Origin of the sequence: Haloferax gibbonsii (genome assembly GCF_001190965.1) — an archaeon.
GTDB lineage: Archaea > Halobacteriota > Halobacteria > Halobacteriales > Haloferacaceae > Haloferax > Haloferax gibbonsii.
The window spans coordinates 2,875,457-2,891,982 of the sequence record NZ_CP011947.1 but is presented as its reverse complement, the minus strand read 5'-3'; the positions used below and the strand labels follow the sequence as shown (position 1 = coordinate 2,891,982).

General features: G+C 68.7%; 13 protein-coding genes. 5 read left to right on the top strand and 8 right to left on the bottom strand.

Going from position 1 to position 16,526, the window contains the following annotated elements; translation table 11 throughout:
* Nucleotides 1-21: 21 nt before the first annotated feature.
* The 5 genes from lpdA to lipA form a co-directional block, all read right to left on the bottom strand.
* Nucleotides 22-1,449, bottom strand: coding sequence for a dihydrolipoyl dehydrogenase (lpdA, locus tag ABY42_RS14705; protein ID WP_004974186.1), 1,428 nt, complete (start codon nt 1,447-1,449; stop codon nt 22-24).
* Entirely contained in the window at nt 1,449-3,014 is a 1,566-nt protein-coding gene (locus ABY42_RS14700; protein ID WP_050459850.1) for a 2-oxo acid dehydrogenase subunit E2, read from the bottom strand. The genes lpdA and ABY42_RS14700 overlap by 1 nt, the downstream gene beginning before the upstream one ends.
* A 3-nt stretch (nt 3,015-3,017) precedes the next feature.
* The gene (locus ABY42_RS14695) at nt 3,018-4,001 is read right to left on the bottom strand and encodes an alpha-ketoacid dehydrogenase subunit beta (protein ID WP_050459849.1); all 984 of its coding nucleotides are present in this window, start codon (nt 3,999-4,001) and stop codon (nt 3,018-3,020) included.
* Nucleotides 3,998-5,104: a pyruvate dehydrogenase (acetyl-transferring) E1 component subunit alpha gene (pdhA, locus tag ABY42_RS14690; RefSeq protein WP_004974193.1), complete on the bottom strand. Its 1,107-nt coding sequence runs from the start codon at nt 5,102-5,104 to the stop codon at nt 3,998-4,000. The genes ABY42_RS14695 and pdhA overlap by 4 nt, the downstream gene beginning before the upstream one ends.
* Before the next feature lie 296 nt (nt 5,105-5,400).
* Entirely contained in the window at nt 5,401-6,336 is a 936-nt protein-coding gene (gene lipA / locus ABY42_RS14685) for a lipoyl synthase (protein ID WP_049905034.1), read from the bottom strand.
* Between the two features lie 630 nt (nt 6,337-6,966).
* Here lipA and ABY42_RS14680 point away from each other — a divergent pair.
* On the top strand, nt 6,967-9,306 hold the full coding sequence (locus ABY42_RS14680) for a DEAD/DEAH box helicase (protein WP_050459848.1): 2,340 nt from the start codon (nt 6,967-6,969) through the stop codon (nt 9,304-9,306).
* A 51-nt stretch (nt 9,307-9,357) separates the two neighbouring features.
* On the opposite strand, the gene ABY42_RS14675 is transcribed toward ABY42_RS14680, so the two are convergent.
* Nucleotides 9,358-10,008 carry an HAD family hydrolase gene (locus ABY42_RS14675; RefSeq protein WP_004974198.1) on the bottom strand — a complete coding sequence of 217 codons (651 nt, stop codon included), beginning with the start codon at nt 10,006-10,008 and terminating at the stop codon, nt 9,358-9,360.
* 102 nt (nt 10,009-10,110) lie between these two features.
* Between ABY42_RS14675 and ABY42_RS14670 the strand changes: the two genes are divergently transcribed.
* From ABY42_RS14670 to ABY42_RS14660, 3 genes are all read left to right on the top strand, one after another.
* Nucleotides 10,111-10,842, top strand: coding sequence for an Sjogren's syndrome/scleroderma autoantigen 1 family protein (locus ABY42_RS14670; RefSeq protein ID WP_050459847.1), 732 nt, complete (start codon nt 10,111-10,113; stop codon nt 10,840-10,842).
* A 194-nt stretch (nt 10,843-11,036) separates the two neighbouring features.
* A complete protein-coding gene (gene endA / locus ABY42_RS14665; RefSeq protein ID WP_004974201.1) occupies nt 11,037-12,056 on the top strand; it encodes a tRNA-intron lyase in 1,020 nt (339 codons plus the stop codon).
* Complete coding sequence (locus tag ABY42_RS14660; RefSeq protein WP_050459846.1) at nt 12,053-13,642, top strand: tryptophan--tRNA ligase; 1,590 nt, start codon at nt 12,053-12,055, stop codon at nt 13,640-13,642. The genes endA and ABY42_RS14660 overlap by 4 nt, the downstream gene beginning before the upstream one ends.
* Nucleotides 13,643-13,678: 36 nt before the next feature.
* Here the strand turns inward: ABY42_RS14660 and ABY42_RS14655 are convergent, their stop codons facing one another.
* Nucleotides 13,679-14,710 carry an ornithine cyclodeaminase family protein gene (locus ABY42_RS14655; protein ID WP_050459845.1) on the bottom strand — a complete coding sequence of 344 codons (1,032 nt, stop codon included), beginning with the start codon at nt 14,708-14,710 and terminating at the stop codon, nt 13,679-13,681.
* A 91-nt stretch (nt 14,711-14,801) separates the two neighbouring features.
* On the opposite strand from ABY42_RS14655, the gene ABY42_RS14650 reads away from it, so the two are divergent.
* The gene (locus ABY42_RS14650; protein ID WP_050459844.1) at nt 14,802-15,944 is read left to right on the top strand and encodes an NAD(P)/FAD-dependent oxidoreductase; all 1,143 of its coding nucleotides are present in this window, start codon (nt 14,802-14,804) and stop codon (nt 15,942-15,944) included.
* Nucleotides 15,945-15,963: 19 nt separating this feature from the next.
* Here ABY42_RS14650 and ABY42_RS14645 read toward each other — a convergent pair whose 3' ends face one another.
* On the bottom strand, nt 15,964-16,236 hold the full coding sequence (locus ABY42_RS14645) for a hypothetical protein (RefSeq protein WP_004974211.1): 273 nt from the start codon (nt 16,234-16,236) through the stop codon (nt 15,964-15,966).
* Between the last annotated feature and the right edge of the window lie 290 nt (nt 16,237-16,526).

Genomic DNA, 16,526 nt, shown 5'->3' with positions numbered 1-16,526 from the left:
ACCGGTCCGGTTCTGCGGCGCTTACCGATTCAGCGTGTGAATCGCCTGCCCGAGCGCGTTCTCGGCGGCCTCCATGACCGCTTCCGCGAGCGTCGGGTGGGTGTGGATGGTCGACGCCACGTCTTCGAGCGTCGCGCCCATCTCGATGGCGAACGCCAGTTCGGCGATTAGCTCCGAGGCCTCGGGGCCGACGATTTGCGCCCCGAGGACGAAGCCGGACTCCTCGTCGGCGACGATGCGGACGAAGCCGTCGGCGTGGTTCGTCGTCAGCGCGCGGCCGGACGCCCGGAAGGGCATCTGGCCGACGGCGGGCGAAAAGCCGGCCTCCTCGGCGTCGGCCTCGGTCATGCCGACCGTGCCGATTTCGGGGTCGGTGAACACCGCCGCGGGGACGGCCTGGCTGTCGAAGGCGACCGGCTCGCCGGCGATGTGTTCGGCGGCGACGATGCCCTCTTTCGAGGCGACGTGCGCGAGCATCGGCGTGTCCTCGACCACGTCGCCGACGGCGTAGATGTGCTCCACGTCGGTTCGGCGGCGGTCGTCGACCGAGAGGAAGCCGCGGTCGTCGGCTTCGAGACCGGCGCTCTCGATGTCCATCGTGTCGGTGACGGGCGAGCGCCCGACGGCGACGAGCACCTTGTCGGCGCGGTACTCGTTTTCCTCGCCGTCTTCGGTCTCGGTGGTCACCATGATGCCGTCGTCCTCCTCGCGCCAGCCGCTTGCTCCCTCGCCGAAGTGCATGTCGATGCCGAGGTCCTCGGCGCGCTTGCGGACGACGCGGGCCACGTCGGACTCGTAGCCCGGCAGGATGTCGTCGAGCATCTCCACGACGGTCACGTCCGCGCCGAGCTTGGCGAACGTCGTGGACAGCTCCATCCCGATGTAGCCGCCGCCGACGACGACCAGCCGCTCCGGGACGGTGTCGGCTTCGAGGGCGTCGCGCGACGACCACACCGGCTCGTCGCCGAAGTCGAAGCCGGGTATCTGGATGACGCGCGAGCCGGTGGCGATGATGCAGTGCTCGAACTCGATGGTCTCCGAGCCCTGTCCCTCGCCGCCGTGGGCGATGCGGACGGCGTTCTCGTCTTTGAACCGGGCGGTGCCCTCGACGAGGTTGACGCCGTTGGCCTTACAGAGCTTCTCGACGCCGCCGGTCAGTTGGTCCACGACGCCGCTCTTCCAGTCGCGCAGCTGCGACATGTCGACGACGGGGTCGGCGTGGATGCCCATCTCCTCGGCGTGGCCCGCCTCGTGGGCGAGGTTCGCGCCCGTGATGAGCGCCTTCGAGGGGATACAGCCGTAGTTGAGGCAGGTGCCCCCATAGGCGTCCTTCTCGACGAGCGTCGTGTCGATCCCATTCTGTGCGGCGCGGATGGCGGCGACGTAGCCGCCCGGCCCCGCGCCGATGACGAGCAGGTCGGTTCCGGTCGCGATGTCTCCGACGACCATTATTCTAACACCAACAGCTTGGGGTCTTCGAGCAGTTCCTTCACGCGGTTCGTGAAGCGAGCGCCCTGCGCGCCGTCGACGATGCGGTGGTCGAACGACAGCGAGAGGGTGAGGACTTTTCGCGGCACGACCTCACCGTCGACGACCCGCGGCTTGTCTTTGATGGCTCCGAGCGCGAGAATCGCCACCTCGGGGTAGTTGACGATGGGCGTCGCGTACTCGCCGCCAATGCCGCCGATGTTGGTGATGGTGAAGGTGCCGCCGCGCATCTCGCCGGGCGAAATCTTGCGGTTTCGGGCCTTCTCGACCTTCTCGTTCATCTCGTCGGCGAGTTCGAGCATGCCCTTGCGGTCCGCGTCGTGGACGACGGGGACGAGCAGGCCGGCGTCGGTCGCGGCCGCGACGCCGATGTTGTACTCGTCGCGCAGGACGATTTCCTCGTTCTCCTCGTCGAGCTGCGAGTTGAGGTACGGGAAGTCCTTCAGCGCCGCGATGACGGCCTTCATCACGAACGGCATGTAGGTCAGCCGCGAGCCGCGCTCCTCGGCGACCGGCTTGAGCCGTTCGCGCAGTTCGACGAGCTCCGTCACGTCCACCTCGTCGTGGTGGGTGACGTGCGGCGCGGTGTACTTCGAGCGCTGCATCTGGTCGCCGATGGCCTTGCGGACGCCCTTGTAGGGGACGCGCTCGCCGGCACCGGGGCCGGTTTCGGCTTCGGCGCGCTCGGCCGCTTCCGACTCGCTCGTCGCCTCGGCGGTCGCGGTTCCGGCGTCGGCCTCGGCGGACACCGCTTCGGCGTCCGCGGCCTGCGCCTCGCGCTGGGCCTGCGCGTACTCTTGGACGGCCTCGGGCGAGACGAACGCCTCGCCGTCACGCATCTCGGTCGCGGGGACGGTGTTGATATCGACGCCTTCCTCCTTGGCCAGCGCGCGGGTCGCGGGCGCGGCGAGCGTCTGTTCTCGGTCGGCGCTCTCGGCCGACGCGGACGCGCCCGACGCTCCCTCGTCGCGCTTCGCGGTCGCGGACTTCCCGTTGCTCTGGACGGTCCGCGGGCCGCTGGGCTCGTCGTCGTCGCCGTCGTCTTCCGCGGCGGCGCGAACGTCGCCTTCGGTCACGCGGCCGCTCGGGCCGCTGCCGTCGACGGAGTCGAGACTGACGCCGAGTTCGCGGGCGAGCCGTCGGACGCTCGGGGGGGCGAACACGCGTCCGCCGGAACCGTCGTCGTCGTCGGCGTCGCCGGTGTCGTCCGACGCCTGCGCGTCGTCGCTCTCGGCCGTCTCCTCGGCGTCCGCGTCGGCTGTCTCGGCGGCCTCCTCGTCGTCGCCACCCACCCGGATGGTGATGATGACGTTGCCGACGGGGACGACCTCGCCCTCCTCGGCGAGGAGCTCCTCAACCGTCCCGTTGAACGGCGAGGGCACGTCGACGAGCGCCTTGTCCGTCTCGACCTCCGCGAGCACCTGGTCTTCTGTCACCTCGTCGCCCGGCGCGACGTGCCACGTTACGAGTTCGCCTTCCGCGACGCCTTCGCCGACGTCGGGGAGTTTGAATTCCTTGAGCGCCATCGTTCAGAAGTTCACCGCCTCACGAATACCTTCTTCGACGCGGGCGACCGAGGGGAGGTAGTAGTCCTCCAACGCGTACAGCGGGTACGGCACGTCGTAGCCCGCGACGCGCTTGACCGGCGCTTCCTGGTAGAGCAGCGCCTCCTCCTGAATCGTCGCCGTGATTTCGGCCCCGAGACCGCCGTTCTTCGGGGCCTCGTGGACGACCACCGCGCGGCCGGTCTTCTTGAACGACTCCACGATGGTCTCGCGGTCGAGCGGCGAGATGGTGCGGATGTCCACGACCTCGGCGTCGATGCCCTCCTCTTCGAGGTTCTCGACGGCTTCGAGCGTCGGGCGCGTCATCGCGCCGAAAGTGAACACGGACACGTCCGTGCCCTCGCGGCGGACGGCGGCCTCGCCGATGGGGACCGTGTACTCCTCTTCGGGGACCTCGCCGCGGAACGCCCGGTAGATGAGCTTCGGTTCCATGAAGATGACCGGGTCGGGGTCGCGGATGGCGGAGATGAGCAGTCCCTTCGTGTCGTACGGCGTCGAGGGGATGACGACCTTCAGGCCGGCCTCGTGCGCGTAGAACATCTCCTTGGACTCCGAGTGCGACTCGGGGGCGCGGATGCCGCCGCCGTAGGGCGCGCGGAGCACCATGGGGAGGGTGTATCGGCCGCGGGTGCGGTTGCGGAACCGCGACATGTGGCTCACGATTTGGTCGAAGCCGGGGTACATGAAGCCGGAGAACTGAATCTCGGGGACCGGCTTCAGCCCCATCGCGGCCATGCCGACGGCCGTGCCGACGATGCCCGATTCGGCAAGCGGCGTGTCGATGACGCGGTCGTCGCCGAACTCGTCCCAGAGGCCCTCCGTGGCCCGGAAGACGCCGCCGTTCTTGCCGACGTCTTCGCCCATGACGAGCACCTCGTCGTCGAGGTTCATCTCGGTGTAGAGACCGTCCCGTACCGCCTGCACGATGGTGAGGTTCTGACTGCTCATTCTCTGAGGAATCCTTCGTCGCCGAACTTCTCGCGGAGCGCCTCGAACTCCTCGTACTGCGCTTGAATCTCCGGGGTTCGCTCGGCGTATGCGTGGTTGAACATCTCGCTCGGGTCCGGACGCGGGTCGGACTCGGCCGCCTCGATGGCGTCGGCGACCCGCTGTTTCACGTCCGCCTCGATGGCCTCGACGCCCTCGTCGTCGATGCGGCCCGTCTCGCGGAGGAACGACTCCAGCCGCGGGATGGGGTCTTTCGCCTTCCACTTCTCGACTTCCTCGTCGTCGCGGTAGACGGTCGGGTCGTCGGCGGTCGTGTGCGCGCCGAAGCGGTACTGGACCGCCTCGATGAGCGTCGGCCGGCCCTCGCCCTCGGCGGGGTTCTTCGCCTTGTCGAGCGCCGCCTTCGTCACCGAGTAGACCGCGAGCGGGTCCATCCCGTCGACCTGCACGCCGTCGATGCCGTAGGCGGTCGCCTTCTGCGCCAGCGTCTCGGAGGCGGTCTGTCGCTCCCGCGGCACCGAGATGGCCCACTGGTTGTTGTTACAGAAGAAGACGTTCGGGGTGTCGAAGACGCCCGCGAAGTTCAGGCCCTCGTGGAAGTCGCCCTCGGAGGTCGCGCCGTCGCCGAAGTAACAGATGACGGCCGTGTCGTCCTCGCCGCGGAGCTTCTTCGCCCACGCCGCGCCGGTCGCGTGGGGAATCTGCGAGGCGATGGGGACCGCGGGCGGAAAGATGTTCACGCCCTCGGGCATCTCGTTGCCCTTCTCGTGGCCCATCCAGTACAGAAGCGTCTGTTTCAGCGGGAGGCCCCGGAGCAGCGACGCGCCGTGTTCGCGATAGCTCGGGACCATCCAATCCTGTTCGTCGAGCGCGATTGCGCTGCCTATCTGTGCGCCTTCCTGTCCCGACAGCGGCGGATACGTCCCCATCCGCCCCTGCCGCTGGAGACTCACCGCCCGCGTGTCGAAGTGTCGGGCGAGACGCATGTACCGGTACATCTCGACGAGCGTCTCGTCGTCGATGTCGGGAACCTCGCCGACGACGGTCCCGTCCTCGTCGAGCACTCGTACCTGGTCCTGCGGGTCGCGCTGAAGCACGCTCACGGGAGAACCCTCCTGTTCATGGCAAAATCGACACCCGCCGGCGTTATATTGTTTTCGTATATAATTTACTTTGGCTCGGAATATTGCGGCTCGCGTCGTGCTATGTAAACTCACGCGAGGTAAAATTGGACATTTTCGCTTCTAAACGATTCTTCCTGACGTTCATTAGTGTGAACCCACACATCACCGAGAAATAATCGGAAATATCGACAGCATTGCAGGACCGTTTCGGGGCGGGAACGGGGTCGGACCCGGTCGGTCGAGTCGCGCGGAGCGGGGTGGGATGGCGGCGGAACTTACTGTCCGGCGGCCGCGCGCGCGGCCTGCCGCGCCTCCTCCACGCTCGACCCCTCGCGGAGGAGCGCGTCCACGAACAGTTCGCCGGCCTTGTACGACGACCGGACCATCGGGCCGGACGCGCAGTAGAGGAAGCCCAGTTCGTCCTCCGCGACGCGCCGCCACGTCTCGAAGGCGTCGGGGTGGACGTACTCGAACACGTCGAGGTGGCTCCGAGAGGGTTGGAGGTACTGACCGAAGGTGACGATGTCCACGTCGGCCTCGCGGAGGTCGGAGAGCGTCTGGTAGACCTCGTGGGCGTGCTCGCCGAGGCCGAGCATGACCGAGGTCTTCGTGTGGATGTCGGACTCGTCCGTCACCTGCTGGAGCACCGAAAGCGACTGCTCGTAGCCGGCGCGGCGGTCCCGAATCGGCCACTGGAGGCGCTCGACGGTCTCGATGTTGTGGGCGATGACGTCGGGCCCGGCGTCGATTATCTTCCGGACGTGCTCGGGTTCGCCCTGGAAGTCGGGAATCAGCACCTCGACGAGCACCTCGGGGTCGCGGCGCTTGATTTCGCGGATGGTCTCGGCGAAGTGGGCCGCGCCCTGGTCCGGCAGGTCGTCGCGGTCCACGGAGGTCAACACGACGTAGTCGAGGCCGATTTCGGCCACCGCGTCGGCGACGTTCGCCGGCTCCTCGGGGTCGAGCGGCTCCATCCCGCCGGTCGTCACGTCGCAGAAGTTACACCCGCGCGAGCACCGGTCGCCCATGAGCATGAACGTGGCCGTCCCGGGGCCGTCGCGGCCGCTCCAACACTCTCCGAGGTTCGGGCAGTTCGCCTCCTCGCAGACGGTGTTGAGGTTCCGGTCCCGGAGCGTCGATTTGATATCGGTGAAACGCCGGCCCGATGGCGGTCGCATCTTCAACCAGTCTGGCTTCCGCCGCGTGCGCATAGGCAGTTCTTGCGAGGCGACGGGCAAAAACGTGAGGATTGGTCCGCCGTCTGTCGGGTTGCCGATGGAATCTCCCGCCGAGTCAACCGAAACCGCGTCCCCGCGACGTTAGCCATCGCATGCACGTCCCGTGCTACCACGCCTTGTTCAGAATCGTTCAAACGAACACTACTCTCGCGAGAAACGAAACGTTCAGGCCGAATACATCACAACTTTCCATCAAACAGCATGTACGACCGTGCTAGATGTATCATCTAACTGAAAAACTTATATTCGAGTAAAGACTTCTATCGAGTATGAACTGGAAACACCGCCGCAACATGACGAAGGCCGAATCGAAGAAGCACGAGGCCACCGCGGGGACGAACTGGTCGTTCATCGCCGCGCTCGCCGGCGCCGCGTAAGCGCTCGGCACTTCGGTCCTCGACTCCGCCCCCCACTCTACCACACCACACCGCGTTCCGCCGGAACGTGCCACCAACCTCAGTCCCTCCGTTTTCCGCTCGCTCGATACCCGCGAGCCGCCGCGCCGGATGGAGAAACGCCTTTCCCCACGGACGACTCGGCTTCGTGTATGACGCTCGTCTTCGTCTCGTCCCCGACGCCAGCGCGCACCCGGAGGTGCGCCCAGTGAAAGTCGCCGAGGCGGTCCCCGAGTTCGCAGACGCCTTCGGGTTCGAGGAGTTCAACCGGATGCAGCGCGAGGCGCTGCCCGCCATCCTCGACACCGACCACAACGTCGTCGCCTCCGCGCCCACCGCCAGCGGGAAGACGGCGCTCGCCGAACTCGCCATCTGTCGGACCCTCCGCGACGAGGGGACGGCGCTTTTCATCGCGCCGCTCCGCGCGCTCACCACCGAGAAGGAGACCGAGTGGGAGCGCTTCGAGGACCTCGGCTACTCGGTGTACGTCGTCACCGGCGAGCGCGACCTGAACCCGCGGCGGGCCGCCCGCGCCGACATCCTCGTGATGACGCCCGAGAAGACCGACTCCGCGACCCGGAAACACGACTCGGCGCGCTACTCCTTCATCGAGGACGTGGACTGCGTCGTCATCGACGAGGTCCACCTGCTGGACTCCGAGACCCGCGGCGGCGTCCTCGAAGTCACCGTCTCGCGGATGCGACGCATCTGCGACCCCCGCATCGTCGCGCTGTCCGCGACCATGCCCAACATCGACGACGTGGCGGCGTGGCTCGACGCGCCGGACGAGACGACCTTCGAGTTCGGCGACGACTACCGCCCCGTCGACCTCCACGCGGGCGTCAAAACCTACACCCACGGCGAGAACTCCTTCGCCGACAAGTACCGCCGACTCTACCGGGCGTTCGACCTCGCGGAGCCCCACATCCGCGACGGCGGCCAGTCGCTCGTCTTCGTCTCCTCGCGGCAGGACGCCGTCCGCGCGGCCGCCAAGGCCCGCGACGAACTCGCCAAGCGCGACGTGCCGATCGGCGCGCGCGGCGACTACGACTTCCACAACGAGGCGAAGGAACTGAGCAACGACTCGCTCGCCAAGGGCGTCTTAGACGGCGTCGGCTTCCACCACGCCGGCCTCTCTCGGGACGACCGCGAGGCCGTCGAGGAGTGGTTCAAGGAGGGCAAGATTCAGCTCCTGTTTTCGACCTCCACGCTCGCGTGGGGCGTGAACCTCCCCGCCCGCTGCGTCGTCATCCGCGACACGAAACACCACGACCCGCTCGAAGGCGAGGTGGACATCTCGCCGCTCGACATCCTCCAGATGCTCGGCCGCGCGGGCCGCCCCGGCTACGACGACGTGGGCTACGGGTGGGTCGTCTGCGACCGCTCGGACCAGAACAAGTACCGCCGCCTGCTCCGCGAGGGCAAGGAAATCGAGTCGCGCCTCGCCGAGGACCTCGACTCGCACCTTAACGCCGAAATCGCCATGGGCACCATCCGCGACCTCGACGACGTGCTGTCGTGGCTGGAGACGACGTTCTACTACCGCCGGGCGCAGTCGAACCCGGCGGCCTACGACTTCGAGGACCTCCGCGAGCGCGTCCGCGACGTGCTCGACCGCCTCGTCTCCCGCGGCTTCGTCGAGATGGACGACGACCTCTCTATCGACGCGACACCGCTCGGGCGACTCACCTCGAAGTACTACCTCCGCCTCGGGACCGCCTCCCGCTTCGCCGACCTCGCCGAGCGCGACCGCATCACCGCCGACGACATCCTCGAAACCGTCGCGGGCGCGGCCGACTTCCGGCAGGTGTCGGCGCGTCAGTCCGAGGTCGACGCCGTCGACTCGGTGTTGACGGGCGTCTCGACCACGCTCGAAGACGGCCCGAAGAAGGTGCTCGCCATCCTCCACGCCAGCATGGCGAACTCGACGCCGAGCGAGCTCCGGAGCGACGCGTGGGTCATCAAGCAGAACGCGCTCCGACTCCTCTCCGCGCTCCGCGAGTTCCTCGACACCTTCGCGGACGCCCGCGCCGCCAACCTCGCAAAGCGCGTCGAGGCCCGCGTCGACAACGGCGTCAGCAGCGACGCCGCGGCGCTCACGGCCGTCGACGGCATCGGTCCCGGTCGCGCGCGAAAGCTCGCCACCGGCGGGCTCTCCACCCCGGCCGACGTGGTCGACGCCGGCGTGAAGGAACTCACCCGCGCGGGCCTCTCGCAGGGCGTCGCCGAGCGCGTCATCAAGAGCGCGAGAGACCTCCCCGCGCCCGACATCGACTGGGGTGACTTCCCCGAGTCGGTCGCTCGCGGCGAGAGCGACATGCACGACATCCGCGTGCGGAACGACGGCGGCGGCGGCTCGGTCGGCATCCGCGTCACCGTCAACGACGTGGAGATGTCGGCGAAGACGTGCTACCTCTCGGACGAGGTGACGGTCCCCGTCGGCGTCTTCGGCGCGACGGACGACGAACTGGAGTTCGTCGTGGAGGTCACGTTCCCCGACCTGCCGCTGCTCCCGATTCGGGAGACGCGGACGGTTCGGGTCGAATAGCAGAAAACGCGGCGTCAGCCGTTTTTCAGTCGTTTTCTCGGTCGCTTTCGGCTACTCCTCGCCGAGCAACGCCGCCCGCAACTCCGCCGGTCCGTTCACGATTTCGTCCGCCCGCGAGAGGTCGAGGTCGGCGTTCTGTTCGCCGCGGTAGGCGATGGTGTACGCGCCCGACCGCACGGCGGCCTCGATGCCGTTTATCGAGTCCTCGATGACGACGCACTCCTCGGGGGCGACGCCGAACTCGGCGGCGGCGTGCTCGTAGATGTGCGGTTCGGGCTTCCCCGGTCTGTCGATGTCGTCGGCCGAGAGCACGAGGTCGAGCGGGTCGAGGTCGAACCGTTCGCGGACGGTCGAAATCCAGGCCTGCGGGGCCGACGAGACGATGGCGACCTTCTTGCCCGCCGCGCGGAGGTCCGAAAACAGTTCCTCCGCGCCGTCCATCAGGACGACGTGCTCGCCGTAGACGCCCTCTGAGTTCTCGTGGTACGCCGCGACGAACTCGTCTTTCGTGACGGTCGTCCCGTACTCCGCGTCGAGGTAGTCGTATATCTCGCGGAAGTTCATCCCCGTTATCTCCTCGTGGTCGGGGTCGCCGGACTCGATGGCGTCGGCGAACACCCACTCGTCCTCGAAGGCGTGCCAGTACTGTTCGGAATCGACCAACACTCCGTCCATGTCGAACAGCACGACGTTCGCGTCCATGGTTCGCCCTCGGCCGCGACCGACCAAAGAGCTTCGTGCCGCGGCATGGCTGATGAACCCCCGTACGAAGGTTCAAATCGCAATTGGCGGCCATTCCGCCGCATGGATTCGATACGCGTCTTCGCCGGCGACTGCACCGTCAGCTTCGAGGGCTCCCGCGACCGCACCCAGCGCGGCCGGGTCGTCGTCGTGGCCAAACCCGACCGCACCGTCCTCGTCCACGACGCCGGGGGCTACCAACCCGTCGCGTGGCTGACCCGCGCCGACTCGCTGACCGTCGAGTCGGGGCCGGGGTCGTTCGGCCTCGTGGCCCGCGCCGGCGACCAGACCCTCACGGTCGAGTCGAACGACGTGACCGGCCGCGCCGAGTACCCCGCGAGCGACGCGGGCGTCCCGGTCGGTTCACACCCCGACACCGGCGACCCGCTCGTCAGGACTAACGGGTCCGTCGTCGCCCTCGACTCGGGGACCGAGTATCGCCTGCCGGCGGGCGCGACCGTCCTCGACGAGACGTGTGACGACTGCGGCCTGCCGCTGATGCGCGTCGAGCGCGGCGCGCCGTTCGAGGTGTGTATCGACCGCCGGTGCGACCCGCTTGACGACCATGTGAGAGACCGCTTCGACGGCGAGTGGTCCTGTCCGGACTGCGGGTCGCCGCTCCGCATCATCCGACGGGGCGGCCGGCTGCTCGCCGGCTGTGACGCCTACCCCGAGTGCGAAACGGCGTTTTCCCTCCCCGCGGGCGTCGTCGGCGACGACTGCGAGTGCGGCCTCCCGATATTCGAGACGAGTCGCGGCCGGCGGTGTCTCGACTCCACCTGCGAGGTCGCATGAGCCGACGCCCACGCGCAGGGCAGCAAGACGGGGGGCGACGACCGTGGCCCCGCCGCTGGCGACACGGCCGGCCGAGCGGTGCGCGTCCGGAACCGCGGCCGCGACGAGTCGACGCTGGCGGTCACCCCGACGCTCCCGCGGGCCGCGCCGCCGGCATCGCAGGCCCTTTGTCGTCGCCGCGCCCCGATTCGGGTATGCAAGGACGCCTCGAAGACGGCGTCGTCCACCTCCCGGGCGACGCTCGACAGCGGTTCCACGACTCGCGCGGCTACGGGAGACCCACCGGCGGCGACGACCTCGAGGTCGCGCCCGTCGAGGCCGCCCACCTGCTCTCGCGGGACGACATCGACGGCGTGGACGGGATGGGCCTGCGCGAACTCCTCGCGCGAACGGGGACCACCCTCGACTTCGTCGTCTACAAGGACCTCCGCGACCGCGGGTTCTACCTCTCGCCCGCCCGGGAGGGCTGGCCCGGCGTCGGCGACGCCGCGGGCGCGGACTTCCTCGTCTACCCCCGCGGGAAAGGTCCGTGGGACGGCGAGGTCGAACACCGGGTCCGCGTCGTCGGCGAGCGCGAGAGCATCCCCGTCTCGTCGCTCGGGGACGTGGTGCTCGCCATCGTCGACGAGGACGGCGACCTGACCTACTTCGACACCGAGGGCTACTCCCCCGAGGGCACGGCCGCGGAGGACCTCCCGGCCGACCTCGACGCGGAGCTCCTCTCGGACCGCGCGCTCGTCTGGGACGGCGTCGACCGCCTCTACCAGCGCGGCTTCTTCGGTCAGCGACTCTACGGGAGAAACGCCGACAGCGGCCCGCTCCAACTGTCGCTCCTCGAAGCCGCCTACCTCGCCCGCGCCGACGCGCTCGCCACCGACGAGGCCGACGTGGTCTCCCGCGGCCGCGACGTCGAGGGCGACCGATTCGACCGCCGGCTCGCGGTCTACGCCGCGCTCCGGGGGGCCAAGACGGTCCCCAAGAGCGGCTTCAAGTTCGGCTCGGACTTCCGCGTCTACACGGAGTTCGAGTCGGTGTCTGACCTCTCGCACTCCGAGTTCCTCGTGCGCGTGGTCGCGCCCGACCACACGTTCGTCCCGCGGGACCTCTCGCTCGACGTTCGCCTCGCCGGCGGTGTCCGCAAGCGAATGGTTTTTGCGCTGACCGACGACAACGGAGAGATAGACTGGCTTTCGGTCAGTCGGCTCACGCCATGACAGACGACGAACCCGCGGAGCGCATCCGCACCGATGGAGGCACAGCAGAGGGAGCAGATGACGTCGCCCTCGACCCGTGGGGCTCGTCGACCGTCTCCGACTACCGGAAGCTGTTCGAGGAGTTCGGCATCGAGGAGTTCGACGAGGTGCTCGACGAGGTACCGAACCCGCACTACCTGATGCGCCGCGGGGTCATCTTCGGCCACCGCGACTACCGACCGGTCCTCGACGCCATGCGAAACGGCGACGACTTCGCCGTCCTCTCGGGCTTCATGCCGACGGGCGACCCCCACATCGGCCACAAGCTCGTCTTCGACGAGATAATCTGGCATCAAGAGCAGGGCGGCGACGCCTACGGCCTCATCGCCGACATGGAGGCGCACTCCGCCCGCGGCATCCCGTGGGACGAAATCAACGAGCACAGCCGCGACTACCTGCTGTCGCTCATCGCGCTCGGGTTCGACCCCGAGGCGGGCGAACTCTACCGACAGTCCGACAACGACCGGCTCCAGCGGCTCGCGTTCGAACTCGGCGGGAAGGCCAACTTCTCGGAGTTCCAGTCCATCTACGGCTTCGACGGCGAGACCAACGTCTCGCACATGCAGTCGGTCGTCACGCAGATGGCCGACATCCTCTATCCGCAGTTGGACGACCCCAAGCCGACGGTCATCCCGGTCGGCCCCGACCAGGACCCCCACGTCCGGTTCGCCCGCGACCTCGCCACCCGGATGCGATTCTTCAAGGTGACCGAGGCGTTCGCGAGCTTCGAACTCGACGACGCCGAGCGCCCGCTCGTCGCGGCCGCCCACGACGCCCGCGAGGCGTACGCCGAGGACGCCGACATGCCGCGGTGCGGCGAGGCGGCCGAGTGGCTCGCCGACGCCGACCTCGACGCGGCCGGCGTGCTCGTTTCCGAGTCGGTCCGCGAATCGGCGGTCGAGAAGCTCGAAAACGCCGGGATGGAACCGCTCCGCCCGCGGATTCGCTTCTTCGCGCGGCAGGCGACCGACGAGGCGTTCGAGGCGCTCATCGAGGACATCGAGGGCGAAAAGCGCCGGTACGACCAGCACATCGACGCGTTCGACATGGGCGTCGACGAGGCCGAAGACCTCGCCCGCGAGGTCGAGGCCCACCACGGCGGCTACGGATTCATCCCGCCGTCCTCTATCTACCACCGTTTCATGACCGGTCTCACCGGCGGCAAGATGTCGTCGTCGATTCCGGCGAGCCACATCTCGCTTCTCGACGCGCCCGAGGAGGGCTACGACAAGGTGAAGTCGGCGACGACCGGCGGCCGCGACACCGCCGACGAACAGCGCGAACTCGGCGGCGAGGCCGACAAGTGTCCGGTGTACGAGCTGTACGCCTACCTGCTGACGGGCGACGACGACGACCTCGCCAAGGAGGTCTACGACGAGTGCGTCGGCGGCGAGCGCCTCTGCGGCGGCTGCAAGGAGCAGGCGGCGACGATGATGCGGGAGTTCCTCGAAGACCACCACGAAAAGCGCGAGGAGGCCGAGGAGGTCCTCGACTCGCTGGACATCGACTTAGAGACAGAGCGGCGAGGGGTTGCCGCCGAGCACTAGTGAGGCGGTAACGCCACCCATCGCCCACACGACCGCTCACAACCCCACTTCTTCTCCCACGCCGCGCGCGTTCGACTTCTCGTAGAGGTACTCAGCGGTCGCGGCGTCGAGCACCGCCGAGCCGACGCTCTCGACCACCAGAATCTCGTCGTCGTCGTCGCGACCGGCGTCGCCCTCGAACACCGCCGAGAGCGGAATCAGGTCGGACTCGTCGATGTCGGCCCCGCGCACGTCGCCGATGTCGGCGACTTCCTCGGGCACGTCGGCGAACACCCGCGCGGCCCGCTCGAACGTCTCGGCGTCGAGTTCCCGCATCTCGGGTGTGTAGGCCCCGACGGCGACGACGAGGGTTCCGGGTTCGAGCCACGAGCCGTCGAAGACGGGCGTCTCGCTCGTCGTCGCGGTGACGACGACGTTCGCCCCGGAGACGGCCGCCTCGGGGGAGTCGACCGCTTCGGCGGGGAGGCCGTCCTCGCGGAGGTCGGCGGCGCACGCCTCGCGGGAGTCGCTCGGGGAGTAGACCCGGACTGACTCGACCGCGGAGCCGACGGCGACGGCGCGGCTCTGCCAGCGGGCCTGCGTGCCCGCGCCGAGGACGCCGAGTCGGACCGGTTCGGCGGTGAGGTACTCCGCGGCGAGCCCGCCGATACAGCCCGTGCGGGCGCTGGTAATCGTCGTCCCGTCGAGGAGCGCGAGCGGGAGGCCGGTCGTCGCGTCGGTGAGGACGACCTGCGCGTTCACCGTCGAAAGGCCGTGCGAGACGTTCTCGGGATGGACCGACGCGAGCTTCGTCGCGTACACCTCGCGGCCGTGGATGTACGCCGGCATGGTGAGGGCGGTGCCGAGCGGGCCGTCCCGCCCTGCCGGTTCCACACCCGCGCCCGCGACACCCTCGCCGCCGGTCCCGTCCCGAACCCTGTCGATGTCGATGCCGACCGGGAAGTGCGGTCTCGGGGGCCGTTCGACCTCGTCGCGACCCTGCTTGACGAACGCCTCTTCGACGACGGGAAACAGCTCCGCGAGCGACAGTAACTCGCCGACGGCGTCGGCGGAGAGTATACGGACCATACCCGGACGACTCGTCGCGGTCGGGTGAAAACATTGCGCCTCGCTAGTGTGTGACAGACAAACTCATGTCGGTGGCGAATCAGACAGGACCATGCACGTCCTCATCGTCGGCGGCGGGGTCGTCGGACTCGCCTGCGCCCACGCGCTGGCCGACCGCGGAGCCGAGGTCACCGTCTGCGAGGCGGGGACGCTCGGCGGCGGCAGCACGGGTCGCGCGGCGGGCGGCATCCGAACGCAGTTCTCCACGCGCGTGAACGTCGAACTCTCGCTCGCCAGCGTCCCCGTCTGGGAGTCCTTCGCGGACGACTTCGGCGTCGACATCGACTACCGTCGGTCGGGCTACCTCTTTCTGGCCCGGACCGAGGAGACCGCCGCGGCGTTCCGGGAGAACGTCGCCATGCAGACCGACGCGGGCGCGCCGAGTCGCGTCCTCTCGCCCGAGGAGGCCGCCGAGTACCTCCCGGAGCTCCGGGCCGAGTCGTTCGTCGCGGCGACCTTCTCGGCCGCCGACGGCGTCGCCGACCCGCACTCCGCGGTTCAGGGCTACTCGGACGCGGTCCGCGCCGCCGGCGTCGACGTTCGGACGAAGACGCCCGTGACCGACCTCGCTCGCGTCGGCGGCTGGCGGGCCGAGACGCCGGACGGGCCCATCGACGCCGACGCCGTGGTCGTCGCCGCGGGCGCGTGGTCCGGTCGGGTCGCGGCGCTCGCGGGCGTCGACCTCCCACTCGCGCCGCGCCGCCGACAGATAGCCGTCGTGGAGCCCGAGGGCGACCTTCCGGCGGACGCCCCGCTCACTATCGACCTCGACACGGGTGCGTACTTCCGGCCGGAGCGGGAGGGGACCGCCATCGTCGGCGGCCACTTCTCGGCGTCGGACCCCGACGTGGACCCGGACCGGTTCGACGAGTCGATGGATATCGAGTGGGCGGTGGAGGCGACGGAGCGGGCCGACGACGCCGCGGCCTACTTCGGTCCGGAGACGCGGATTCGAAACGGCTGGGCCGGACTGTACGCCGTGACGCCGGACCACCACGCGGTTCTGGACGAGGTCGAACCCGGTCTCGTCGTCGCCGCGGGCTTTTCGGGCCACGGATTCCAGCACGCGCCCGCCACGGGCGAGGCCGTCGCCGACCTGTGTCTCGGCGAGGACGCCTGCGGGGTGGACGTGTCGGCGCTGTCGCTCGACCGGTTCGAGTCGGGCGAGACGCTCCGCGAGCGGAACGTGGCGTGAGAGAAATCGAACGCTCGTCTCAGGCGCTCATATCGACGACGGCGCGGAGTTCGCCGAGGACGCGAACGGGGTCGGCGACGTCGCGCGACGCGAGGACGCGAAAGCCGGTGTCGCCCTCGTCTTCGACGACGCGGTAGGTCCGTTCGCCGTCGTCGAACTCGTAGGGCGGCGAGGCCCGGACGAGGACGGCCTCGACGTCGTCTCTGTCGTCCGGTCGGTTCGGGGGTTTGACGATGAGCGACGCCTCGTGGCCGAGGCGAATCGCCGAGAGGGTCGTGTCCAGGTCTCGCATTCGTCTTCGCCGTCTCTCCGTCGGCCGGTACCAAGAACGTATCTGCGTTCGGACTGGCTCGGGACGGACGCGCAACGCTTTTACTCGGCACTCACAATCGGTCGCATATGGTGTCCGAACCCAAACGCGGGACGCGAGCGAGCGAACCGACCACCGACGGGTTCGGATTTTTCTTCCTGACCGCCTGAGGTCGGCGGACTCCGTGCGGGCGTCATCGCGCCCGCCGGACGAAACCGACCCCGCCGGTCAGCCCCGCCAGCGCGGCGAGGCTTCGAAACTGCTAACCGACC

Bases quoted from the DNA above. Each gene is read 5' to 3' on its own strand.
- lpdA (WP_004974186.1), bottom strand. From the start codon at position 1,449: ATGGTCGTCGGAGACATCGCGACCGGAACCGACCTGCTCGTCATCGGC.
- ABY42_RS14700 (WP_050459850.1), bottom strand. From the start codon at position 3,014: ATGGCGCTCAAGGAATTCAAACTCCCCGACGTCGGCGAAGGCGTCGCG.
- ABY42_RS14695 (WP_050459849.1), bottom strand. From the start codon at position 4,001: ATGAGCAGTCAGAACCTCACCATCGTGCAGGCGGTACGGGACGGTCTC.
- lipA (WP_049905034.1), bottom strand. From the start codon at position 6,336: ATGCGCACGCGGCGGAAGCCAGACTGGTTGAAGATGCGACCGCCATCG.
- ABY42_RS14675 (WP_004974198.1), bottom strand. From the start codon at position 10,008: ATGGACGCGAACGTCGTGCTGTTCGACATGGACGGAGTGTTGGTCGAT.
- ABY42_RS14670 (WP_050459847.1), top strand. From the start codon at position 10,111: ATGGATTCGATACGCGTCTTCGCCGGCGACTGCACCGTCAGCTTCGAG.
- endA (WP_004974201.1), top strand. From the start codon at position 11,037: ATGCAAGGACGCCTCGAAGACGGCGTCGTCCACCTCCCGGGCGACGCT.
- ABY42_RS14660 (WP_050459846.1), top strand. From the start codon at position 12,053: ATGACAGACGACGAACCCGCGGAGCGCATCCGCACCGATGGAGGCACA.
- ABY42_RS14655 (WP_050459845.1), bottom strand. From the start codon at position 14,710: ATGGTCCGTATACTCTCCGCCGACGCCGTCGGCGAGTTACTGTCGCTC.
- ABY42_RS14650 (WP_050459844.1), top strand. From the start codon at position 14,802: ATGCACGTCCTCATCGTCGGCGGCGGGGTCGTCGGACTCGCCTGCGCC.
- ABY42_RS14645 (WP_004974211.1), bottom strand. From the start codon at position 16,236: ATGCGAGACCTGGACACGACCCTCTCGGCGATTCGCCTCGGCCACGAG.